Source organism: Streptomyces sp. Ru73 (assembly GCF_002920575.1).
Taxonomy (GTDB): Bacteria; Actinomycetota; Actinomycetes; order Streptomycetales; family Streptomycetaceae; genus Streptomyces.
In genome coordinates this window covers 1-22,796 of record NZ_PQSQ01000053.1, presented here as the reverse complement: position 1 = coordinate 22,796, position 22,796 = coordinate 1, and the positions used below count along the sequence as shown (strand labels likewise).

Below are 22,796 nucleotides of genomic sequence, written 5' to 3'. Positions count from 1 at the left end.
CGAGCACAGGAGACTCAGCACGATGCGTATCGGAGTCCTGACCGCGGGCGGCGACTGCCCCGGCCTCAACGCCGTGATCCGCTCTGTGGTGCACCGCGCCGTCACGGGCCACGACGACGAGGTCATCGGCTTCGAGGACGGCTTCAAGGGTCTGCTCGACGGCCGTTACCGCAAGCTCGACCTCGACGCCGTCGGCGGCATCCTCGCCCGGGGCGGCACCATCCTCGGCTCCTCCCGGCTGGAGCGCGCCCGGCTGCGCCAGGCCTGCGAGGAGGCCAAGGACCTGTCCAAGGACTACGGCATCGACGTCCTCATCCCGATCGGCGGCGAGGGCACGCTCACCGCGGCCCGGATGCTCGCCGACGCGGGCCTGCCGGTGGTCGGTGTGCCGAAGACCATCGACAACGACATCTCCTCCACCGACCGCACCTTCGGCTTCGACACCGCCGTCGGCGTCGCGACCGAGGCCATCGACCGGCTGAAGACCACCGCCGAGTCGCACCAGCGCGTCATGGTCGTGGAGGTCATGGGCCGGCACGCGGGCTGGATCGCGCTGGAGTCCGGCATGGCCGGCGGCGCCCACGGCATCTGCCTGCCCGAGCGCCCCTTCGACGTGAACGACCTGGTCAAGATGGTCGAGGAGCGCTTCGCCCGGGGCAAGAAGTTCGCCGTCGTCTGCGTCGCCGAGGGCGCGCACCCCGCCGAGGGCACGATGGACTACGCCAAGGGCGAGATCGACCAGTTCGGTCACGAGCGCTTCCAGGGCATCGGCACCAAGCTCGCCGTCGAGCTGGAGCGGCGGCTGGGCAAGGAGGCCCGCCCGGTCATCCTCGGCCACGTGCAGCGCGGCGGCACCCCCACCGCGTACGACCGCGTGCTCGCCACCCGCTTCGGCTGGCACGCCGTCGAGGCGGCGCACCGCGGTGACTTCGGCAAGATGACGGCGCTGCGCGGCACGGACATCACCATGGTCCCGCTCGCCGAGGCGGTCACCCACCTCAAGACCGTGCCGGCCGACCGCATGCTGGAGGCCGAGTCGGTCTTCTGAGCCGGCCCGCGGGCCGGGGCCGGGACGCCGGCCGGTCCCGGCGCCGTCAGCCCTCCCCGACCTGCTCCCAGAAGTGGCCGAGCACGTCGGCCAGGAACTCCCGGCCCGCGTCGCTGGACTCCGCCGCGGTCTCCACGCCGCCGCCCCAGCCCAGCGTCCCGGCCATCCGCCGGTGGTACTCCTCGAAGAGGAACTCCAGCGCCTTCTGCACCACGGGCTTGGGCAGCCCCAGCAGCTTGCAGACCGGGCGCGTGTACGCCTGCCAGCGTGTCGTCGCGGCGCTGCGCAGCATCTCCGCCAGCTGCCGGTCGCGGCCGGTCAGCTTGACCAGCGCGGGCAGCGGGAGGTCCAGCTCGGCCTTGAGGGCCGCGGCCTGCCGGTCGTTGCCCTGCCACTGGCCGGTGGCCTCCATCCGCTCGTACGCGGGGATCTCCATCCCGATCCGCAGCGCGAGGTCGTCGGCGGCGATGCCGCGGGCGATGCGGTACTCGCGCAGGGTGTCCGGGGTGCCGAGCAGATCACCGGGCGCGCACCACAGGGCGCCCGCGAGCGCGTTCAGCTCGCTCTCCGTCGGCGAGCCCTCGCCCCGCTCCCACGCGGCGATCGTCCGTGGCTGGATCGGTCGCCCGTAGGCGGCGTTGATCCCGTACGCGACGTGCGCGGGCGTCATTCCGAGAGCCTCGCGCATGCGCTTGGCTGCCTGGGCGTCGAAGGGTGGGCGGCGCTCGCCCCTGTCTGGCGTGTGCACGGCCACACCGTAAAGGACCAGGATGTGTCTACGCGGGTAGTTCGGCGCTTTGCTTCGAAAACTCGTAGCAATCTACGGGTAGCGCAGAGTGATCTTGTGACGGTGGGTGATTTTTTCACGGACCGTGACCGGTTGGCGAGAGGATTCTCGGCCAAAACTGGCCACTTACTGAGCGCTCGCTCAGCCCTTCACCGCCCCGCCCAGCGTGAAGCCGCCGCCCAGCCGGCGGGAGATCAGCACGTACAGCACGATGACCGGCATGGAGTACAGCACCGAGAACGCGGCCAGCTCGCCGAAGGCGACGGCGCCGTAGTTGCCGAAGAAGGTGAAGATGCTGACCGAGGCGGGCAGCTGGTCGGGGGAGAGCAGCAGCATGAACGGGACGAAGAAGTTCCCCCACATCATGATGAAGGTGTAGATCGACACCACGGTCAGACCCGGGCCCATGAGCGGCAGCACGATCCGGAAGAGGGTCTGCCGCCAGGAGGCGCCGTCGGTCCACGCGGCCTCCTCCAGCGCCTTCGGCACCCCGTCCATGAAGTTCTTCATCAGCCATACGGCGAAGGGGAGTTGGGCGGCGGCGAGGAAGAGCGCGGTGCCGTAGAGGGTGTCGATCAGGTTGATCTGCACGAAGAGGCCGTAGACCGGGACCATGATCGCGGTGATGGGCAGGCAGGTGGCGAAGAGGATGGTCAGCAGGTACGGGCGGCTGAACCGCGAGCGGTAGCGGGAGAGCGGGTAGGCGGCCAGGGCCGCGCAGACCACCGTCACGACCGTGCCGCCGCCGCACAGCACGAGGCTGTTGAGCATCGGCGTGAAGGTGATCTCGTCGGTCAGCACGGCGCCGAAGTTGGCCGTCGTCGGGGCCTCCGGCGGCCGGACACGCAGCGTCGCGTGCGCGTCCAGCGAGGCGAAGACCATCCACAGCAGCGGCAGGGCGAAGGCCGCGGCCACCAGCAGCAGCGCGGCGTCCGCCGCCAGCCGCCGGCGGGTGCGGCGGGACAGGGCCCCGGCCATCAGACCTCCTCGCGCAGCAGGCGCAGGTAGACGGCGGAGAAGAGGGCGCCGACCAGCAGGAGCAGCAGCGCGACCGCGGTGCCGTAGCCGATCAGCGCCTTCATGAACGCCTGGTCGTACATGAACACCGGCAGGGTCTGGCTCCGGTTGCCGGGCCCGCCGCGGGTCATCGCCCAGATCAGCCCGAAGACCGAGAGCGTCTGGAGGGTGTTCAGCATCAGGTTGGTGCCGATGGAGCGGCGGATCATGGGCAGGGTGATGTGCCACAGACGCTGCCGGCCGGTCGCGCCGTCCACCTCGGCCGACTCGGTGATCTCGGTGGGGATGTCGGAGAGCGCGGCGGAGTACAGCAGCATCGAGAAGGCCGTGCCGCGCCAGACGTTGGCGAGCGAGACGGCGAGGACGGGCAGCGTGAACAGCCAGTTCTGGGTGGGCAGATGGAGCCAGTCCAGGAGGGCGTTGAGGGTGCCGCGGCGCTCGAAGAAGGTGTAGAGCAGGAAGCCCGCGACGATCTCGGGGACCACCCAGGCGCAGATCACGACCGCGCCGGTGACCGTGCGCACCGGCTTCGAGGCGCGGCGCATCAGCCCGGCCAGGGACAGGCCGAGGAGGTTGTGGCCCAGGACGGTGGAGACCAGGGTGAAGACCAGCGTGAGGACGACCGCGTTCAGGAAGTCGTGGTCGGCGAAGGCGCGCCGGAAGTTGGCCAGCCCCACGAACGAGGTGGACTCCTGCCCGGTCAGCTGCATGTCGGTGAATGCGATGTACACGCAGTAGACGATCGGGCCCGCGAGGAAGAGCAGCAGGACGACGGTGGCGGGGGCCAGCGGCAGCCAGCGCAGGGGACGGGAGCGTCGCACGGTCCGGCCCCGTCAGCGCCTGGTCACGACCTGGCCGTCGACGGTCGACCTCAGCTGACCGTCGTACGCCTTCGCCGCCTGCTCGGGTGAGGCGTCGCCCGCGGTGACCGACTCCATCGCCTCTCCGATGGCGGCGGAGACCTTCGGGTAGACGGGCAGCGCGGGCCGGTACTGGCTGACCGGCACCAGCCCGGTGAAGAAGCCGACGCCGGGCATGGACTTCAGGTACCGGGGGTCCTCGGCCACGTCCTTGCGCACCGCGATCTGGGCGCCGCGCAGGCACCACTCCAGCGCGTTCTGCTTCGTCTGCAGGGTCTCGATCAGCTTCCAGGCCAGCTCGGGGTTGCGTGCCCGCTGCGGGACGGACCAGGTCCAGCCGCCGGCCAGCGACACCTTGCCGGGGGCCTGGCCGTGCTGCGTCGGGAAGGGCGCCTGGCCGAGCGTCTTCGACCACTCCGGCCACGGCTTGCCGCCGCCCTTGGGCTGCCACTGCTGGCCCAGCCAGGAGCCGTCCAGGTCGATCGCGAGCTTCCCCTCGGGCAGCAGCTCGGTGGCGACATTGGTCTGGATGTTGGGGCTGAGCGCGTCGGAGACGTCGGGGCCGAGCTTCTCGGAGTAGACCGTGTCGATGAACTCCAGGCTGTCCTTGAAGCCCTGCGAACCGGCCACCCACTTCTTCGACTTGGGGTCGTACAGCGGGTCCTTGCCGGTGCCGTACAGCAGCATCTCGAAGCCCTGCATGACGGCGGCCTCGCCGGGTCCCTTGCCGGTGAAGACGTTCAGCGGGATGACGCCGGGCACCTTCTTCTTCACCGTGCGGGCCGCGTCCAGCACCTCGTCCCAGGTCTTCGGCCGCCAGTCGGCGGGCAGCCCGGCCTTCGCGAAGATCTTCTTGTTGAACCACAGGCCGCGGGTGTCCGTGCCGTCCGGGACGCCGTACGTCCTGCCGTCCTGGGCTCTGGCCGCCGCCTTCGCGCTGGGCTGGAACTGCTGCCAGCCGTCCCACTTGGCGAGGTAGGCGTCCAGCGGGCGCAGCAGCCCGGCCTCGATGTCGGAGTTGATCAGGAAGGTGTCCTCGTAGACCAGGTCGGGCGCGGTCTTCGGGGAGCGCATCGTCTGCTGGATCTTGGCGTAGTAGTCGTTCTCCGACGCCTGGATCGGCAGCAGCTTCACCTTCTTGCCGGGGTTGGCCTTCTCGAACTGCTTCGCGACCATCCCGACGTAGTCGTCCCGGACCGTGACCTTGTTGTTGGTGTCCTTGATGAACGCGACCTTCACGGTGTCCGGGTCACTGCCCGCACCTCCGCCGCAGGCGGTCAGCGTGCCGGCGGCGAGCACGGCGGAGAGGAGCATCAGCGGGACGGCAGGACGCATGGTACGACCTCCAACTGGCCACGGCGGGCTGCGGGATGACCGTAAGGTGACCGGTTGGCCAGGTCAATGGTCCGACCAGCGATACCGCAATTCGGGGCGTCCGACGTGGCCGTACTGCGGAGCCCGGACCGCCCGCCCGGCGGTCACCAGGTGCTCCAGGTAACGGCGGGCCGTGATCCGGGAGATGCCCACCGTCTCCGCCGCCGCGCCCGCCGACAGCCCCTCGGGGGACGCCCGCAGCGCGTCGGTCACCGCGCGCAGCGTCGCCCGGGTCAGCCCCTTGGGCAGGGTGGCCGGCTGCGGCGCCCGCAGCGCGCCGATCGCCCGGTCCACCTCGTCCTGGCCGCTGGCCTCGCCGGCCGCCGAGCGGAAGACGGCGTACCGGGTGAGCCGGTCGCGCAGCGTGGAGAACGTGAACGGCTTCAGCACGTACTGCACGATCCCGAGCGACACGCCCTCGCGTACGACGGTGAGGTCCCGGGCCGAGGTGACCGCGAAGATGTCGGCCGTGTGCCCGGCCGCGCGCAGCGTCCGTACCAGCGTGAGGCCGTGCCCGTCGGGCAGGAACAGGTCCAGCAGGAGCAGGTCGACGGGGTGCTGGTCCAGGTGACGGCGGGCAGCGGCGGCGGTGTGCACGGTGCCGGAGACGGTGAAGCCGGGCACCCGCCCGACGTACAGCGCGTGCGCGTCGGCCGCCACGGGGTCGTCCTCGACGACCAGCACCCGGATGGGGGACGACGGCGGCCGCTGAGTGCCGCCGGTGGTGTCCGGCGGGGTGCCACCCGTGCCGTCCTGAGAGGTCATACCGGCTGCTCCGTCCGCAATGGCAGGCGGACGGCGAACGCCGCACCGCCCTCGGGTGCCCGGTCCAGCGTGACCGTGCCGCCGTGCCGGCGCACGGTCTGCCGCACGATGGCCAGCCCCAGGCCCCGGCCGTGCACCGTAGGCCCCGCTTCCTTCGTCGTCCAGCCGCGCCGGAAGATCTCCTCGGCGTGGTCCGGGTCCACGCCGGGCCCGGAGTCGGCGACCCGCAGCAGCAGCTCGCCGTCCGCGGCCCGCGCGGTGACCACCACACGGCCCGGCTCGCCCGCCGGACGCCCGCCCGACGCCGCGTCGATCGCGTTGTCGATGAGGTTGCCGAGGACGGTGACCAGGTCGCGCGCGGGCAGCCGGGCGGGCAGCAGCCCGTCGTCGATCCCGCTGTCCTCGGTCAGCGACAGCTCCACACCGTACTCGTTCGCCTGCGCGGCCTTGCCCAGCAGCAGCGCCGAGAGCACCGGCTCGGTCACCGCGCCCACCACCCGGTCGGTCAGCTCCTGGGCCAGCTCCAGCTCCGCCGTGGCGAACTCCACCGCCTCCTCGGCGCGGCCCAGCTCGATCAGCGAGACGACGGTGTGCAGCCGGTTGGCGGCCTCGTGCGCCTGGGAGCGCAGCGCCTCGGCGAAGCCGCGTACCGAGTCCAGCTCGCCGGAGAGCGCCTGCAGCTCGGTGTGGTCCCGCAGGGTGACCAGGGTGCCGCGCCGTTCGCCGCCCGAGACCGGCGAGGTGTTCACCACCAGCACCCGGTCGGCGGTCAGGTGCAGCTCGTCGACGCGCGGGCCGGGGGAGCGCAGCGCCTCGGTGAGCGGCGCGGGCAGGCCCAGCTCCGTGACCGGCCGGCCCACCGGGTCTCCGGCGAGGCCCAGCAGCTCGCGCGCCCCGTCGTTGATCAGGGCGACCGCGCGCCGCCCGTCGAGCAGCAGCAGCCCCTCGCGCACGGCGTGCAGCGCGGCCTGGTGGTAGTCGTGCAGCCGGCTCAGCTCGGCGGCGTTCATGCCGTGCGTGTGGCGGCGCAGCCGGGCGTTGACGACGTACGTGCCGAGGCCGCCCAGGGCCAGCGCCCCGGCCGCCACGGCGATCAGCGACAGCAGCTGGCGGCGCACCCCGCCGTTGATCGTCTCCACGGTGATCCCGGCGCTGACCAGCGCGACGACCCGGCCGCCGGACCGTACGGGCGCCACGACCCGCACGGACGGCCCGAGCGTCCCGCGGTGGGTCTCGTGGAAGACCTCGCCGCGCAGCGCGGGGCCGATGTGGCCGAGGTACTTCTTGCCGATGGCGGACGGCCGTGTATGGGTATACCTGGTCTTGTCGGTGTCCATCACGACGACGAACGCCATGCCCGCGTCCTTGCGCACCCGCTCGGTCCAGGGCTGGAGCAGCTTCGTGGGGTCCTCGGCGCGGACCGCCCGCGCGGTGAAGGGCGCGTCGGCCACGGAGGTGGCGACGGCGGTGGCCTGGCGGCGCGCGGTCTCCTCGGCCTGCTCGCCGGCGCTGACGTACGCGAAGACGGCACAGCCCGCGACGACGACCGCGATGAGCACGGCCTGCACGGCGAAGAGCTGGCCGGCCAGGCTGCGGGGGCGGGGTAGGCGCATGTGCATAAGTTTGCCCGGTCACGTTTACATGAACGAAATGTACGTAAGGGTGACGTGATCAAGAGGGGGGTGCATAGTCGCCGGGACTTTGTTCTGCGTTCAAGAGCCGCAGGTCGCACGCAGAACCGGACAATCGAGGACAGGAGGCAGTCGTGGCCGCAACGACCCTGCCGGGTGGCGGGACCCCCGGCGAGCCCGCCACGCCCGCGCCGAAGAAGCGTGACCGCACCCACTACCTCTACATCGCCGTCATCGGCGCGGTGCTGCTCGGCATCGCGGTCGGTTTCATCGCGCCCGGCTTCGCCGTGGAGCTCAAGCCGCTCGGCACGGGCTTCGTGAACCTGATCAAGATGATGATCTCGCCGGTCATCTTCTGCACGATCGTCCTCGGCGTCGGCTCGGTCCGTAAGGCGGCCAAGGTCGGCGCGGTCGGCGGCCTGGCCCTCGGCTACTTCATGCTGATGTCCACCGTGGCGCTCGCCATCGGCCTGGTCGTCGGCAACATCCTGGAGCCCGGCTCCGGGCTGCACCTGACCGAGACGGTCCGGCACGCGGGCCAGGCACAGACCGAGGGCGGCGGCGAGTCCAGCTCGGAGTTCGTGCTCGGCATCATCCCGACCACCCTGGTCTCCGCCTTCACCACCGGTGAGGTGCTGCAGACCCTGCTGGTCGCGCTGCTGGTGGGCTTCGCGCTGCAGGCGATGGGCAAGTCCGGCGAGCCGGTCCTGCGGGGCATCGGCCACCTCCAGAAGCTGGTCTTCCGCGTCCTGTCCATGATCATGTGGGCCGCGCCGGTGGGTGCCTTCGGCGCCATCGCCGCGGTGGTCGGCGAGACCGGCCTGGACGCGCTGAAGTCCCTCGCCGTCATCATGGTCGGCTTCTACGTGACCTGCCTGCTCTTCGTGATCGTCGTCCTCGGCACGCTGCTGCGGCTGATCGCCGGCGTGAACATCTTCGCGCTGCTGAAGTACCTGGGCCGCGAGTTCCTGCTGATCCTCTCCACCTCCTCCTCCGAGTCGGCGCTGCCGCGGCTGATCGCGAAGATGGAGCACCTGGGCGTCAGCAAGCCGGTGGTCGGCATCACCGTCCCGACCGGCTACTCCTTCAACCTCGACGGCACCGCGATCTACCTCACGATGTCCTCGCTGTTCGTCGCCGAGGCGATGGGCAGCCCGCTCTCCCTCGGCCAGCAGATCTCCCTCCTGGTCTTCATGATCATCGCCTCCAAGGGCGCGGCCGGCGTCACCGGCGCCGGCCTGGCCACCCTGGCCGGCGGCCTCCAGTCGCACCGCCCCGACCTGGTCGACGGCGTCGGCCTGATCGTCGGCATCGACCGCTTCATGAGCGAGGCCCGCGCGCTGACCAACTTCGCCGGCAACGCGGTCGCCACGGTCCTGATCGGCACCTGGACCAAGGAGATCGACAAGGCCCGCGTCACCGAGGTCCTCGCGGGCAACCGCCCCTTCGACGAGACCACCCTCGTCGACGACGGCCACGCCCCGGCCCCCGAATCCCCCGGCGACCTCCCGGAACCCCGAGCGGAGGGCGACAAGGCGGCGGTCTGACCGCGCCCGCTTCCCCGTGCGAAGGTCCCCGCCGCATCCCGCGGCGGGGACCTTCCAAGTTCGCGATCTTGTGCGGAATTTCTCGATTGCGTCTCAGGGTGTCGCGGGCGCGAAACGAAGCCGTGGCGGGACTGTCCCCGGACGCTGTGAAGCGGCAGAGTCGTCAGGGCCGGCGGGGAGCCGCCGGTGAACGGGGGATCACGGGGGAACGGGGCCCGCCGGCGGCAGACGCCGGCGGGCCCCTTTTCTGTGCGTACGGGCAGGGGGTGCGACACCGGCCCGCAAGCACGTCCGTACGGCCGTCAGCCCTCGGGGCGCAGCCAGATCGTGGCGAGCGGCGGCAGCACCGGCGCGATGGAGGCGGACCGGCCGTGGTACGGCACCGGCTCGGACTTCAGCCGCCCGGCGTTGGCCACCCCGCTGCCGCCGAACCGCTCCTCGTCGGTGTTGAGCACCTCCCGCCAGGACGGCACGTTCTCCGGCACGCCGAGGCGGTACTCGTGCCGCACCACCGGCGAGAAGTTGCAGACCGCGAGCAGCGGGTCGCCCTCCTTGTCGTAGCGCAGGAAGGAGAAGACGTTGTCCTCCCACGCCCCGCCGTCCACCCAGGAGAAGCCGCCCGGATCGGTGTCCCGCTCCCACAGCGCCGGGGTCGCGGTGTACAGCCGGTTCAGCTCGCGCACCAGGTCGCGGACGCCGCGGTGGTCGGGCTCCGCGTCGTACGCCGGGTCCAGCAGCCACCAGTCCGGGCCGTGCCCCTCGGACCACTCGGCGCCCTGCGCGAACTCCTGGCCCATGAAGAGCAGTTGCTTGCCCGGGTGGGACCACATGAAGCCCAGGTACGCACGGTGGTTGGCGCGCTGCTGCCACCAGTCGCCGGGCATCTTCGAGACGAGGGACCGCTTGCCGTGGACGACCTCGTCGTGGGAGATGGGGAGGACGTAGTTCTCGGAGTAGGCGTACACCATCGAGAACGTCATCTCGTTGTGGTGGTACTTGCGGTGCACCGGCTCCTTGGACATGTACACCAGCGAGTCGTGCATCCAGCCCATGTTCCACTTCAGGCCGAAGCCCAGGCCGCCGAAGCCGCCGGGCCCGACGTGGTGGGTGGCGCGGGTGACGCCGTCCCAGGCGGTGGACTCCTCGGCGATGGTCACCACGCCCGGGCAGCGCCGGTAGACGGTGGCGTTCATCTCCTGCAGGAAGGCGACCGCGTCGAGGTTCTCCCGGCCGCCGTGCTGGTTCGGTGTCCACTCGCCGTGCTCGCGGGAGTAGTCCAGGTAGAGCATGGAGGCGACGGCGTCCACGCGCAGGCCGTCGATGTGGAACTCCGAGCACCAGTAGACGGCGTTGGCGACCAGGAAGTTACGGACCTCCGTGCGGCCGTAGTCGAACTCCAGGGTGCCCCAGTCGGGGTGCGCGGCACGCGCCGGGTCCTCGTGCTCGTACAGCGGCCGGCCGTCGAACTCCGCCAGCGCCCAGTCGTCGCGCGGGAAGTGCGCCGGCACCCAGTCCATGATCACGCCGATGCCGGCCTGATGCAGCGCGTCCACCAGGTACTTGAAGTCGTCCGGGGAGCCGAGCCGCGCTGTCGGCGCGTAGAAGCCGGTGACCTGGTAGCCCCAGGACCCGCCGAAGGGGTGCTCGGCGACCGGCATCAGCTCCACGTGCGTGAAGCCGAGGTCCTTGACGTACGCGGGCAGCTGCTCGGCCAGTTCGCGGTAGGACAGCCCCGGCCGCCAGGAGGGGAGATGGACCTCGTAGACGGAGAACGGGGCCGTGTGGACGGGGCGTTCGGCGCGTCGCGCCATCCACTCCGCGTCGCCCCACTCGTGGCGCGAGACGTCGATGACGGAGGCGTTCGCGGGCGGGCACTCGGTCCGCCGGGCCATCGGGTCGATGCGCAGCGTGTGGCTGCCGTCCGGGCGCGCGATGTCGAACTTGTACAGCTCGCCCTCGCCGAGCCCCGGGATGAACAGCTCCCACACGCCGGTGGAGCCGAGGGAGCGCATCGGGTAGACCGTGCCGTCCCAGTAGTTCATGTTCCCGGCGACGCGGACGCCCTGTGCGTTCGGCGCCCAGACCGTGAAGCGGGTGCCGGACACGCCCTGGTGCTCCATGACGCGCGCGCCGAGCGCCTGCCACAGCTCCTCGTGCCGGCCCTCGCCGATCAGGTGCAGGTCCAGCTCGCCGATGGCGGGCAGGAAGCGGTACGGGTCGTGGGTGGTGACCTCGTGGGCCTCCGGGCCCTCGCCGTAGGTGACCACCAGCCGGTAGTCGGGGATCTCCGACAGCGGGAGCACCCCGGCGAAGATCCCGTCGCCCTCGTGCGGCAGCTCGGCCCGCAGGCCCTTGGCGAGTACCGCGACCGAGGTGGCGTACGGGCGCAGCGCGCGGAAGAGGACCCCGCCGGGCACCGGGTGCGCGCCGAGCAGCCCGTGCGGGTCGTGGTGGGTGCCGGACAGCAGCCGGCCGCGGTCGGTGTCGCCCAGCGGCGGCGCGGGCCGCACCCCGCCGGGGGCCGCGGGAGCCGCCGGGCCGGCGAGGGCCCCGGCTGCAGTCGCGGGTTCGGGGGTGCGGGAATCGGCCCCGTCGGCGGGGCCCTGTGCGGGCGGCACCTGCGCGGTGGCGCCCTCGGTGACGGCCGCGGCGGGCACGGCCGCGCGGGTCCCGGCCGGGACGGCGGCCGCTGCCGGGGTTCCGGTCACCGGCGACTCGGCCGCCGGCTTCCTGGTGCCGGTCTTCCTGGCGGCCGGCTTCTTGGCGTCCGCCTTCTTCCCGGTCGCCTTCTTCCCGGTCGCCTTCTTCTCGGTCTTCTTCGCGGCCGGCTTCCCGGCCGCATCGGCCGTGGTCTTCTTCGCCGCGGTCTTCTTGGCGGTCTTCGAGGCGGCGGCCGGCTTCTTCGCGGCGGGCTTCTTCGCCGTGGCCTTCCTGGCGGCCGGGCCGGCGGCGTCCGGGCCCCCGGCCCCGGGGGCACCGGCCTCCGGCGTGCCGGCCGGCTTCACCTCGGTGGCCGGCGCGTCGGACGGCCCGGCGGCGGCCGGCTTCGTACGCGAGGTCTTCTTCCGCGCCGGCGGCGCGGCGGGTTCGGCGGCCGCCTCCGCCCCCGGGCCCGGCCCGGTGCGCTGGGCCGGCGGGGCTTCCTGCTCCCCGTCCGGCCGGGCGGGGGCCGGCAGGAAGGTCTGCGGTACGTCGGCGTCGGGCGCCGCTGCGGGGTCGGACGAGGGGCGGGACGGCGGACGGGGGGTCACGGGAGGAGCCTCCTGGCGGGGCGGTCGGGGGATCGGGGGATCGAAGGGCTGTGCACGGTGATCAGGTGCGGTCCTCGGGCGGGGCGTGGGTCGTGAACGACGGATCGCCCTCCTCGGGGGCCGTGTCGGCGTAGGGGTCGGGCCCCGCGCCCACGTGCGGGTCGGTCGTCAGGTCCGGGTCGGTGCCGAGGCGCGGATCGGGGCCGGCGAGGCGGCGGACGGCGGCCATCGGGATCGGCAGCCAGTCCGGCCGGTGCCGGGCCTCGTAGAGCACCTCGTACACGGCCTTGTCGGTCTCGTACGCGCGCATCAGCTCCGGAACGGAGTCCGGGTCCAGGCCGCCGGCCTCGGCGTAGCCGCGGCAGAACGCGGCCCGTGCGCGCCGCGCCCACTCCAGCGACCAGGCGTCGCCGCCGCCGGGGCCGCTGCGCGCCGCGTAGTCGAAGGACCGGAGCATAGCGGCCACGTCGCGCACCGCGGGCTGGACGTCGCGCCTTTCCGCCAGCGGCCGGGCCGGCTCGCCCTCGAAGTCGATGACCGACCAGCGGCCCTCGCCCGCGGACCGCAGCGTCTGGCCCAGGTGCAGGTCGCCGTGGATGCGCTGGGCCGCGTAGGTGCGGCCGTCGGCGCCGAGCGTGGTGAGCGCCTGGAAGGCGGTGCGCAGCCGGTTGCGGTACGGGCGCAGCGCCGGGACCGCGCGGGCCGCCGCGTCCAGCCGCTCGGTCATGCCGGCGGCGATCAGCTCCAGGTGGGGGCGGCGCAGCTCGGTGGTGGGCAGCGCCTCGGCGAGCGCGGTGTGCACCTCGGCGGTGGCGTGGCCCAGCGCGCGGGCCGAGCCGGTGAAGTCGGCGCGTACCGACAGGGCGTTGAGCGCGAGCTGCCAGCCGTCGGCCGCGCCGTCCAGGAAGGGGGTGAGCACGCCGAGAGTGATCGGTTCTGCGGCGTGGTGGCGGTGGCCGTCGGCCGGGCGCACCGGGCCCGCCGCCGACGACTCGAACCATGCGACGGGCGGCGGTACCCGGCAGCACTTGGCGCGGGCCAGCGCCAGCGGCAGTTCGAGGTCGGGGTTGAGGCCGGGGGAGGCCCGGCGGAACACCTTCAGGATGTACGCGTCGCCGAAGACCACCGAGGTGTTGGACTGTTCCGTGGTGAGCGGCCGGGCGCCGAGCCCGGAGGTGATCTCGGTGTCGGGTGCGACGGTGAAGCGGAGCGCGCCCAGCTGCCCCGGCACCCGCAGCCGTTCCAGCAGCAGCGTGCACAGCCGCGGGTCCAGCAGCGCGTCGTAGACCGACAGGCCGGCCAGCGGGCCCTCGTCCGGACGGCCGATCAGGGCGTGCGCGAGCCGCGGCGGCAGCGTCTCCTGCACGCCGAGCAGCAGCTGGTAGCAGTCGTCGTCCTCCCGCGTGCCGGCCGGCGGTCCGGGCTGCCGGGCACGGACGAGGAGGTGCAGCAGGCCGGGGGCGCCGGCCCCGTCGACGGGCAGCAGTTCGGCGGCCGAGACCAGGTCGAAGCCGGTGACGGGGCGGCCCTTGCCCGCGAACCACCGCTGGCGCGGCACCCATGCGCGCAGCGTCGGCACGAGCGAGGGCAGCAACCCGGGCGTGGCGGTGACGGGCGGCCGGTGGTGCCGGCCTTGCAGAGCACGGGTCGAGGCGGTTTCCGACATGACGTCGCGTCCTTTCCCCGGGCACACGACAGCTACGGCAAGTGTCCCGGAATACGGCCTTTACTGTGGGGCGGTGCGGGACGTGTCGGGCGAGGATCGTCCGTACGGCAGCGGAAATCTGCGGCAGGTGTCCCCACGCCCGCAGGCTCGGCGTGTGGATCATCCGGCCCGTGCGGCAGTAGGGAGACTGCCCGGACGAAAGGTCGAAAAACACCCGAACACGCCTTGCGAGCATGTACGGGCGGGTAATGCACGCCCCCGCCGCGGCCGGCCGGCCGGCGCGACGGGCCCGTACGCGGCGGTGCGCGGGCGCTCCCGAGCAGGAACGCCCGCGCGGCACCGGCCCGCAGGCCCGGCCGGTGCCCGGAACGTCCGTCCGGCTAGGCCACCGCGTCCTTGCGCAGCCGGAACCAGTAGAAGCCGTGGCCCGCCAGGGTGAGCAGGTACGGCAGCTGGCCGATGGCCGGGAACCGCACGCCGCCGATCAGTTCGACCGGATGCCGCCCGTCGAACGCCTGCAGGTCCAGCTCGGTGGGCTGGGCGAAGCGCGAGAAGTTGTTCACGCACATCACCAGGTCGTCCTCGTACTCGCGGAGGTACGCGAGGACCGCGGGGTTGGAGGACGGCAGTTCGGTGTAGGTGCCGAGCCCGAAGGCCGGGTTCTGCTTGCGGATCTCGATCATGCGCCGGGTCCAGTGCAGCAGGGACGACGGCGAGGACATCGCGGCCTCGACGTTGGTCACCTGGTAGCCGTAGACCGGGTCCATGATCGTGGGCAGGAAGAGCCGGCCCGGATCGCAGGACGAGAAGCCGGCGTTGCGGTCCGGCGTCCACTGCATGGGCGTGCGCACCGCGTCCCGGTCGCCGAGCCAGATGTTGTCGCCCATGCCGATCTCGTCGCCGTAGTACAGGATCGGCGTGCCGGGCAGCGACAGCAGCAGGGCGGTGAACAGCTCGATCTGGTTGCGGTCGTTGTCCAGCAGGGGCGCGAGCCGGCGGCGGATGCCGATGTTGGCGCGCATCCGCGGGTCCTTGGCGTACTCCGCGTACATGTAGTCGCGCTCTTCGTCCGTGACCATCTCGAGGGTCAGCTCGTCGTGGTTGCGGAGGAAGATGCCCCACTGGCAGCCGGACGGGATCGCCGGGGTCTTGGCGAGGATTTCCGAGACCGGGTAGCGGGACTCCCGGCGCACCGCCATGAAGATCCGCGGCATCACCGGGAAGTGGAACGCCATGTGGCACTCGTCGCCGCCGGTCTCCGGGTCGCCGAAGTAGTCGACCACGTCCTCCGGCCACTGGTTGGCCTCGGCCAGCAGCACCGTGTCCGGGTAGTGCGCGTCGACCATGGCGCGCACCCGCTTGAGGAAGGCGTGCGACTGCGGGAGGTTCTCGCAGTTGGTGCCCTCCTCGGCGTAGAGGTAGGGCACGGCGTCCAGCCGGAAGCCGTCGATGCCCAGGTCCAGCCAGAAGCGCAGCGCGGAGATCATCTCCTCCTGGACCGCCGGGTTCTCGTAGTTGAGGTCCGGCTGGTGGGAGAAGAAGCGGTGCCAGAAGTACTGCTTGCGCACCGGGTCGAAGGTCCAGTTGGACGCCTCGGTGTCGACGAAGATGATCCGGGCGTCCTGGTACTGCTTGTCGTCGTCCGCCCAGACGTAGTAGTCGCCGTACGGCCCGTCGGGGTCGCTGCGGGACTCCTGGAACCACGGGTGCTGGTCGCTGGTGTGGTTCATCACCATGTCGATGATCACCCGCATGCCGCGCTGGTGCGCGGCGTCCACGAACTCCACGAAGTCGGCGAGGTCACCGAACTCCGGCAGCACCGAGGTGTAGTCGCTGACGTCGTAACCGCCGTCCCGCAGGGGGGACTTGAAGAACGGCGGCAGCCAGAGGCAGTCGACGCCCAGCCACTGCAGATGATCCAGCTTGGCCGTCAGGCCCTTGAGGTCGCCGATGCCGTCCCCGTTGCTGTCCTGGAACGACCGCACCAGGACTTCGTAGAAGACGGCTCGTTTGAACCATTCGGGATCGCGGTCCTTGGCCGGAGTGTCCTCGAACGTGTCGGGGACGGGCTCGTTGACGATCAATTGGGTGACCCTCCGATCGGTGAGGACGGTCGCAGGGACAGTACGTGCGCGGGCGCCATGGCGCGTCCCGGCTCAAGGCGCACATAGTTGTCCCTGCCCCAGTGGTAGGTCTCGCCGGTGAGCTCGTCGCGCACCGGTACGGACTCGTGCCGGTCGAGGCCGAGCTCCGGCATGTCCAACGACACCGTCGCCTCGTGGGTGTGGTGCGGGTCCAGGTTCACGACCGTGATGACCACATCGGCCCCCTCGCGCTTGGAGTAGGCGAGGATCGCGTCGTTGTCGACATGATGGAAGTGCAGATCACGCAACTGCTGGAGTGCCGGATGACGGCGGCGCAGCCGGTTGAGTGCCGTGATGAGGGGAGCGATGCTACGGCCCTCACGGCCCGCTGTCTGCCAATCCCGGGGACGCAGCTGATACTTCTCCGAATCCAGGTACTCCTCGCTGCCCTCTCGGACGGGAGTCCCCTCACAGAGCTCGAAGCCGGCGTACACGCCCCACGTCGGGGACAGCGTCGCCGCGAGCACCGCGCGTACCTCGAAGGCCGCCCGGCCCCCGTGCTGGAGGTAGGCGTGCAGGATGTCGGGGGTGTTCACGAAGAGGTTCGGCCGCATGTAGGAGGCCGATTCGCGGGAGAGCTCGGTGAGGTACTCGGTCAGTTCGTGCTTGGAATTGCGCCAGGTGAAGTAGGTGTAGGACTGCTGGAAGCCGACCTGCGCCAGGGTGCGCATCATGGCGGGGCGGGTGAACGCCTCCGCCAGGAAGATGACGTCCGGGTCCGTGCGGTTGATGTCCGCGATCACCTTCTCCCAGAACACCACCGGCTTGGTGTGCGGGTTGTCCACCCGGAAGATGCGGATGCCCTTGTCCATCCAGAAGCGCAGCAGCCGCTCCGTCTCCTTCACCAGCCCGCGGAAGTCCGCGTCGAAGGCGATCGGGTGGATGTCCTGGTACTTCTTCGGCGGGTTCTCCGCGTACGCGATGGTGCCGTCGGGGCGATGGTGGAACCACTCCGGATGTTTGTCCAGCCACGGATGGTCCGGTGAACACTGCAGCGCGAAGTCCAGCGCCACCTCCATCCGCAGGTCCCGCGCGGTCTGCACGAAGTGCGCGAAGTCCTCGAAGGTGCCCAGGTCCGGGTGGAGCGCGTCGTGGCCGCCCTCGGCCGAGCCGATCGCCCACGGCGAGCCGACGTCGTGCGGCCCCGCGGACAGCGCGTTGTTCGGGCCCTTGCGGTGGGTGGTGCCGATCGGGTGGACGGGCGGCAGGTAGACCACGTCGAAGCCCATCGCGGCGATCTCCGGCAGCCGCTCGGCGGCCGTCCGGAACGTGCCGCTGACCATGGTCCCGTCGGGCGCCTCGTACGCCCCCTCCGAGCGCGGGAACATCTCGTACCACGAGCCGTACAGCGCCCGGCGCCGCTCCACCAGCAGCGGCATCGGCCGGGAAGCGCTGACCAGTTCGCGCAGCGGGTGCCGGCCGAGGATGTCCATGACCTCGGGGGTGAGCGCGGCGGCCAGCCGGGTGGCGGCCGGCAGGCTCTCGTCCCGCAGCGTGTCGGCCACCCGGAGAATCGATTCGCGCCCCGCGTTCTTCGGCACCCCGGCCGCCGCCCGCTCGTGCAGCGAAGCCCCCTCGGCCAGCACCAGCCCGGTGTCCTGACCGGCCGGGATCTTGACCTGCGCCGCGCGCCGCCAGGTGGTCACCGGATCCGACCAGGCCTCCACGGTGTACGTCCAGCGGCCCTCGGCGTCCGGCGTGACCGTCGCCCCCCAGCGGTCGGTGCCCGGCGCCAGCTCCCGCATCGGCGTCCACGGGCCGCTCCGGCCGCTCGGGTCGCGCAGCACGACGTTGGCGGCGACCGCGTCATGGCCTTCCCGGAAGACCGTGGCGGACACTTCGAAGGTTTCGCCGGTCACCGCCTTGGCCGGGCGGCGCCCGCAGTCGATCTGGGGACGGACGTCCAGGACGGGAATGCGACCGATCATGGGATCACCTGAGACTTGGGACACTTTGCGGGGTGTTGTCCTTTGTATCTCCGCGGCGGGCTTACGGGTTGCGGGCATGAACGGTCCTGTCGCCTTTCACTCGGTTGGAGGTGCGCAGGGCGGGGGACACGCGGGGGAGGGGGGCACGCAACTGCGTACCGACAGAGCCTTCCCACGCGCCGCGGCCGGGCAATCCGCCCGCAGGTGAACTACTCGTACGTAACAGACGCGGTGACCGGGCCGGGCGCGCCGCCCGCCGCGCGGGGTCCGGACAGCAGCGGACCGGCCCCGCCGTCGGGCGGAGCCGGCCGTCGTGCCGGGTCCCGAAGGGTCCCGCGGGTCAGGAGCCCTCGACCCGGAGCAGCCGGTTCGGCGAGCCCAGGGCACTCTTCACCTGGCCCGCCGAGGCCCGCCCGACCAGCGCTTCGCCCACCGCCGCCGGCTTCGCCGCCGGATGGTCCGCCAGGTACAGCGCGGCGGCGCCCGCGGCGTGCGGCGCGGCCATCGAGGTGCCGGTCAGCGTCTTCACGGCCGTGTCCCCCGAGTGCCACGCCGACGTGATCCCCACCCCCGGCGCGAACAGGTCCACACCCGGGCCCCAGTTGGAGAACTCGGCGCGGGCGTCGTCACTGCCGGTGGCGCCGACGGTGATCGCCTCCCGCACCCGGGCCGGCGAGTACAGGTCGGCCGGCAGGCTGTTGTTCCCGGCCGCGACGGTGAAGGTCACCCCGGCGGCGATGGCGTTGCGCACCGCCTGGTCCAGCTGCGGCGAGGCCATGCTGCCCAGGCTCAGGTTGGCCACGGCGGGTCCCCGCGCGTGCTGCGCCACCCAGTCGATGCCGGCGATGACATTGGCGGTGGTGCCGGCCCCCTTGCTGTCCAGCACCCGTACCGAGACGATGCCGGCCTTCTTGGCCACGCCGTATTTCTCACCCGCAATGGTGGCGGCCACATGGGTGCCGTGCCCGTTGGTGTCCCGCGCGTCCGCGTCGTCGTCGACGAAGTCCCACCCGCTTCTGGCGCGTCCCCCGAAGTCCCGGTGCGAGGTGCGCACCCCGGTGTCCAGCACGTACACCTGCACCCCGGCCCCGCCCGTCGCGGGCGCCGTGTACGACCTGTCCAGCGGCAGGGCCTTCTGGTCGATCCGGTCCAGCCCCCAGGACGGCGGGTTCTTCTGGGTGACCCCGGGGGCCGCGGCCGTGCCCGGCGTCCCGGTGGCGGTCCCCGGCGTTCCAGTTGTGGTCCCCGGCATCCCGTCGGCGGCTCCCGGCGACCGCGCCGTGTCCGTCAGCCGCACCGTGCGGTTCTGGCTCACCGACGCCACCGCCGGGTCGGCCGCCAGCCGCCGGGCCTGCGCCTCGTTCGCCCGGATCGCGTAACCGTTGATGGCCTTGTGGTACGTCCGGCGGATCGCCACGCCGTACTTCGCCGCCAGGCCCTTCCCCGCCGCCGAGCGCGCCTCGACACCCCGGGTGCCCGCCTTGAGGGTGACGATGTAGCTGCTGCGCACCGCGCCGGACGCGCCCGCTCCCAGGATCCGGCCCTCGGGCGGCGCGGCGTGGGCCGGCAGCGCGGCGGCACAGAGCAGGGCAGCCGACGCGGTGGCCGTACCACCCGCAGCAAGCCGTCGCCGGGCTATTCGTGTCCAGGCCATGTACGGAGTTCCCCTCTTCAACTCGACAGGCGGGCAAGGGTGTTGCGATCCGTGGCGCCGGCTGCCGCACCGCGCTCCACCGACGCCATCCTGCAGCCTTCCGTGGGCCAGGAGTCCGTACAAGAGTGGACGGCGGGGCGGAATCGGCCATATCGGGTGCGCCGTGCGTGGCGAAGGTTGCGGTGATTTCTGGCCGGATTCCCGTGCCCGGCCCGCTCCCGCACCCGGCGGGGCGCCCCCGGACCTGCCCCGCCGCCAGCGCCGGGACAGGCACCTCGGCCAAGAGACGTACGGCTCGTTCGGCAAGGGGCGCGCGGGAGCACACCTGGCGCGTGGGGCGGGCCTTTCGAGCGGTTGTATGCGGCGCGGGGCGCGCGCTGTGGTTGCCGCGGGCGGCCCGCCGCTACGGTCGGAGCGTGAAGGCCATTCGTCGATTCACCGTGCGCCCTGTCCTTCCCCCGTCCCTACGACCGCTCAGCGAACTGGCGCGGAACCTGCGCTGGTCCTGGCACACCGAAACCCGCGAGCTGTTCCACGCCCTCGACCCCGACGGCCGGCAGCGGCCCGGGGCCGACCCGGTCCAGCTCCTCGGCACCGCCACCGCCGAACGCCTCGCCGAGCTGGCCGCCGACCGCCGCTTCCTGCGCCGCCTCACCGCCTGCGCCGACGACCTCCAGGACTACCTCGGCGGCCGCCGCTGGTACCAGTCCGTCGACGGCGCCCTGCCCGAGGCCGTCGCCTACTTCTCACCGGAATTCGGCATCACCGCGGCCCTGCCCCAGTACTCCGGCGGGCTCGGCATCCTCGCCGGCGACCACCTCAAAGCCGCCTCCGACCTCGGCGTCCCGCTGATCGGTGTCGGCCTCCTCTACCGCCACGGCTACTTCCGCCAGACCCTCTCCCGCGAGGGCTGGCAGCAGGAGCACTACCCGGTCCTCGACCCCAACGAGCTGCCCCTGGAACTGCTCCGCGAGGCCGACGGCAGCCCGACCCAGGTCTCCCTCGCGCTGCCCGGAGGCCGCCGGCTGCGCTCCTACGTCTGGCAGGCCCGTGTCGGCCGCGTCCCCCTGCTCCTCCTCGACTCCGACGTCGAGGAGAACGGCCCGGGCGAACGCCAGGTCACCGACCGCCTCTACGGCGGCGGCAGCGAGCACCGCCTCCTCCAGGAGATGCTGCTCGGCATCGGCGGCGTACGCGCCGTCCGCGCGTACTGCCGGCTCACCGGCCACCCCGCGCCCGAGGTCTTCCACACCAACGAGGGCCACGCCGGCTTCCTCGGCCTGGAACGCATCCGCGAACTGTCCGAAGAGGACGCCGGCGGGCTGGACTTCGACAGCGCCCTGGAAGCCGTACGCGCCGGCACCGTCTTCACCACCCACACCCCGGTGCCCGCCGGCATCGACCGCTTCGACCGCGAACTGGTCGCCCGGCACTTCGGCCCCGACGGCGAGCTGCCCGGCATCGACGCCGCCCGGGTCCTCGGCCTCGGCATGGAGAGCTACCCCGGCGGCGAGCCCAACGTCTTCAACATGGCCGTCATGGGCCTGCGGCTCGCCCAGCGCGCCAACGGCGTCTCCACCCTGCACGGCGGCGTCAGCCGGGAGATGTTCGCCGGCCTCTGGCCCGGCTTCGACCCCGACGAGGTACCGATCACCTCGATCACCAACGGCGTGCACGCACCCACCTGGGTCGCCCCCGAGGTCTTCCGCCTCGGCGCCAAGCAGATCGGCGCCACCCGCGCCGAGGACGCCCTCACCGTCGGCGGCTCCGAACGCTGGTCGGCCGTGGCTGAGATCCCCGACCCCGCCGTCTGGGACCTCCGCCGCACCCTGCGCGAACAGCTCGTCACCGAAGTACGCAACCGGCTGCGCGCCTCCTGGCGGCAGCGCGGCGCCGCCACCGCCGAACTGGGCTGGATCGACTCCGTCCTGGACCCCGACGTCCTCACCATCGGATTCGCCCGCCGGGTACCGTCCTACAAGCGCCTCACCCTCATGCTCCGCGACCGCGACCGCCTCATGGAGCTGCTGCTCCACCCCGAGCGGCCGATCCAGATCGTGGTGGCCGGCAAGGCGCACCCCGCCGACGACAGCGGCAAGCGCCTCGTCCAGGAACTGGTCAGGTTCGCCGACGACCCGCGGGTCCGGCACCGCATCGTCTTCCTGCCCGACTACGGCATGGCCATGGCGCAGAAGCTCTACCCGGGCTGCGACATCTGGCTGAACAACCCGCTGCGCCCCCTGGAGGCCTGCGGCACCTCCGGCATGAAGGCGGCCCTCAACGGCGCGCTGAACCTCTCCGTCCTCGACGGCTGGTGGGACGAGTGGTACGAGCCGGACTTCGGCTGGTCCATCCCCACCGCCGACGGCACCGCCACCGACGAGGAACGCCGCGACGACCTCGAAGCCGCGGCCCTGTACGAACTCCTCGAACAGCGCGTCGCGCCCCGCTTCTACGAGCGCGACGAGGCGGGCGTACCGCACCGCTGGGTCGAGATGGTCCGCCGCACCCTCGTCACCCTCGGCCCGAAGGTGCTGGCCGGCCGGATGGTGCGGGAGTACGTCGAGCGGCTCTACGCGCCGGCCGCGCACGCCCACCGCGCCCTCACCCCGGACGCCGCGCGCGACCTCGCGCGGTGGAAGGCGCGGGTGCGGGAGGCCTGGCCGCGGGTGGCCGTCGACCATGTCGAGACCGGCAGCGCCGCCACGCCCGCCAACGGCCAGGCCGAACTGGGCGGCACCCTGGCGCTCCGCGTCCGGGTCGCGCTGGAGGAGCTGGCCCCCGAGGACGTCGAGGTGCAGCTGGTCTCCGGCCGGGTCGACGAGTCCGACCGGATCGCCGATCCGGTCACCGTGCCGCTCAAGCCGGCCGGCGGGCCCGACATGGAGGGCCGCTGGATCTACGAGGGGCCGCTGGTCCTGGACCGGACGGGCCCCTTCGGCTACACCGTCCGCATCCTCCCCGCCCACCCCCTCCTGGCCTCCGGCGCCGAGATGGGCCTGATCGCCGTCCCCACGGACGCCACGGTCGAGGCGGCGGGCGTCCTCTTCCGCTGATTCGCTGAGCGCGCGGTCGGCCCCCGTGAGCCGGCCGAGCAGCCACCACCCATGGAAGAGCGGTGTCC

The 22,796-nt window shown here is 72.2% G+C and carries 14 protein-coding genes; 3 read left to right on the top strand and 11 right to left on the bottom strand.

Annotated features, from left to right (window positions below):
* The first annotated feature begins 22 nt into the window (after positions 1–22).
* On the top strand, positions 23–1,048 hold the full coding sequence (locus tag C3486_RS21935) for an ATP-dependent 6-phosphofructokinase (RefSeq protein ID WP_103834460.1): 1,026 nt from the start codon (positions 23–25) through the stop codon (positions 1,046–1,048).
* Positions 1,049–1,094: 46 nt separating this feature from the next.
* Here C3486_RS21935 and C3486_RS21930 read toward each other — a convergent pair whose 3' ends face one another.
* From C3486_RS21930 to C3486_RS21905, 6 genes are all read right to left on the bottom strand, one after another.
* Entirely contained in the window at positions 1,095–1,718 is a 624-nt protein-coding gene (locus C3486_RS21930) for an XRE family transcriptional regulator (protein WP_258052925.1), read from the bottom strand.
* Between the two features lie 258 nt (positions 1,719–1,976).
* Entirely contained in the window at positions 1,977–2,813 is an 837-nt protein-coding gene (locus tag C3486_RS21925) for a carbohydrate ABC transporter permease (RefSeq protein WP_103834458.1), read from the bottom strand.
* A complete protein-coding gene (locus C3486_RS21920) occupies positions 2,813–3,673 on the bottom strand; it encodes a carbohydrate ABC transporter permease (protein WP_103834457.1) in 861 nt (286 codons plus the stop codon). The genes C3486_RS21925 and C3486_RS21920 overlap by 1 nt, the downstream gene beginning before the upstream one ends.
* Positions 3,674–3,685: 12 nt before the next feature.
* Entirely contained in the window at positions 3,686–5,047 is a 1,362-nt protein-coding gene (locus C3486_RS21915) for an extracellular solute-binding protein (RefSeq protein ID WP_103834456.1), read from the bottom strand.
* 63 nt (positions 5,048–5,110) lie between these two features.
* Entirely contained in the window at positions 5,111–5,851 is a 741-nt protein-coding gene (locus C3486_RS21910) for a response regulator (protein WP_103834455.1), read from the bottom strand.
* Entirely contained in the window at positions 5,848–7,464 is a 1,617-nt protein-coding gene (locus C3486_RS21905) for a sensor histidine kinase (protein ID WP_103834487.1), read from the bottom strand. The genes C3486_RS21910 and C3486_RS21905 overlap by 4 nt, the downstream gene beginning before the upstream one ends.
* Positions 7,465–7,616: 152 nt before the next feature.
* Here C3486_RS21905 and C3486_RS21900 point away from each other — a divergent pair, with 152 nt between their 5' ends.
* On the top strand, positions 7,617–9,029 hold the full coding sequence (locus C3486_RS21900; RefSeq protein WP_103834454.1) for a cation:dicarboxylate symporter family transporter: 1,413 nt from the start codon (positions 7,617–7,619) through the stop codon (positions 9,027–9,029).
* A 302-nt stretch (positions 9,030–9,331) separates the two neighbouring features.
* On the opposite strand, the gene glgB is transcribed toward C3486_RS21900, so the two are convergent.
* The 5 genes from glgB to C3486_RS21875 form a co-directional block, all read right to left on the bottom strand.
* Positions 9,332–12,280 carry a 1,4-alpha-glucan branching enzyme gene (gene glgB / locus C3486_RS21895; protein ID WP_103834453.1) on the bottom strand — a complete coding sequence of 983 codons (2,949 nt, stop codon included), beginning with the start codon at positions 12,278–12,280 and terminating at the stop codon, positions 9,332–9,334.
* Between the two features lie 61 nt (positions 12,281–12,341).
* Positions 12,342–13,946, bottom strand: coding sequence for a maltokinase (locus C3486_RS21890; RefSeq protein WP_181138644.1), 1,605 nt, complete (start codon positions 13,944–13,946; stop codon positions 12,342–12,344).
* 380 nt (positions 13,947–14,326) lie between these two features.
* Positions 14,327–16,030 (bottom strand): maltose alpha-D-glucosyltransferase, encoded by a 1,704-nt coding sequence (treS, locus tag C3486_RS21885; RefSeq protein WP_103834452.1) that lies wholly within the window; start codon positions 16,028–16,030, stop codon positions 14,327–14,329.
* Complete coding sequence (locus C3486_RS21880; RefSeq protein ID WP_103834451.1) at positions 16,027–18,018, bottom strand: alpha-1,4-glucan--maltose-1-phosphate maltosyltransferase; 1,992 nt, start codon at positions 18,016–18,018, stop codon at positions 16,027–16,029. Before C3486_RS21880 ends, treS begins: the two co-directional genes overlap by 4 nt.
* A gap of 340 nt (positions 18,019–18,358) precedes the next feature.
* Positions 18,359–19,672 carry a S8 family peptidase gene (locus C3486_RS21875; RefSeq protein WP_103834450.1) on the bottom strand — a complete coding sequence of 438 codons (1,314 nt, stop codon included), beginning with the start codon at positions 19,670–19,672 and terminating at the stop codon, positions 18,359–18,361.
* 416 nt (positions 19,673–20,088) lie between these two features.
* Between C3486_RS21875 and glgP the strand changes: the two genes are divergently transcribed.
* Positions 20,089–22,728 (top strand): alpha-glucan family phosphorylase, encoded by a 2,640-nt coding sequence (gene glgP, locus C3486_RS21870; protein ID WP_103834449.1) that lies wholly within the window; start codon positions 20,089–20,091, stop codon positions 22,726–22,728.
* Positions 22,729–22,796 lie beyond the last annotated feature (68 nt).

Coding starts and splice junctions, on each gene's coding strand:
- C3486_RS21905 (WP_103834487.1), bottom strand. CDS start 7,464: ATGCGCCTACCCCGCCCCCGCAGCCTGGCCGGCCAGCTCTTCGCCGTG.
- C3486_RS21875 (WP_103834450.1), bottom strand. CDS start 19,672: ATGGCCTGGACACGAATAGCCCGGCGACGGCTTGCTGCGGGTGGTACG.
- C3486_RS21930 (WP_258052925.1), bottom strand. CDS start 1,718: ATGACGCCCGCGCACGTCGCGTACGGGATCAACGCCGCCTACGGGCGA.
- C3486_RS21925 (WP_103834458.1), bottom strand. CDS start 2,813: ATGGCCGGGGCCCTGTCCCGCCGCACCCGCCGGCGGCTGGCGGCGGAC.
- C3486_RS21910 (WP_103834455.1), bottom strand. CDS start 5,851: ATGACCTCTCAGGACGGCACGGGTGGCACCCCGCCGGACACCACCGGC.
- C3486_RS21880 (WP_103834451.1), bottom strand. CDS start 18,018: ATGATCGGTCGCATTCCCGTCCTGGACGTCCGTCCCCAGATCGACTGC.
- C3486_RS21935 (WP_103834460.1), top strand. CDS start 23: ATGCGTATCGGAGTCCTGACCGCGGGCGGCGACTGCCCCGGCCTCAAC.
- C3486_RS21890 (WP_181138644.1), bottom strand. CDS start 13,946: ATGTCGGAAACCGCCTCGACCCGTGCTCTGCAAGGCCGGCACCACCGG.
- C3486_RS21915 (WP_103834456.1), bottom strand. CDS start 5,047: ATGCGTCCTGCCGTCCCGCTGATGCTCCTCTCCGCCGTGCTCGCCGCC.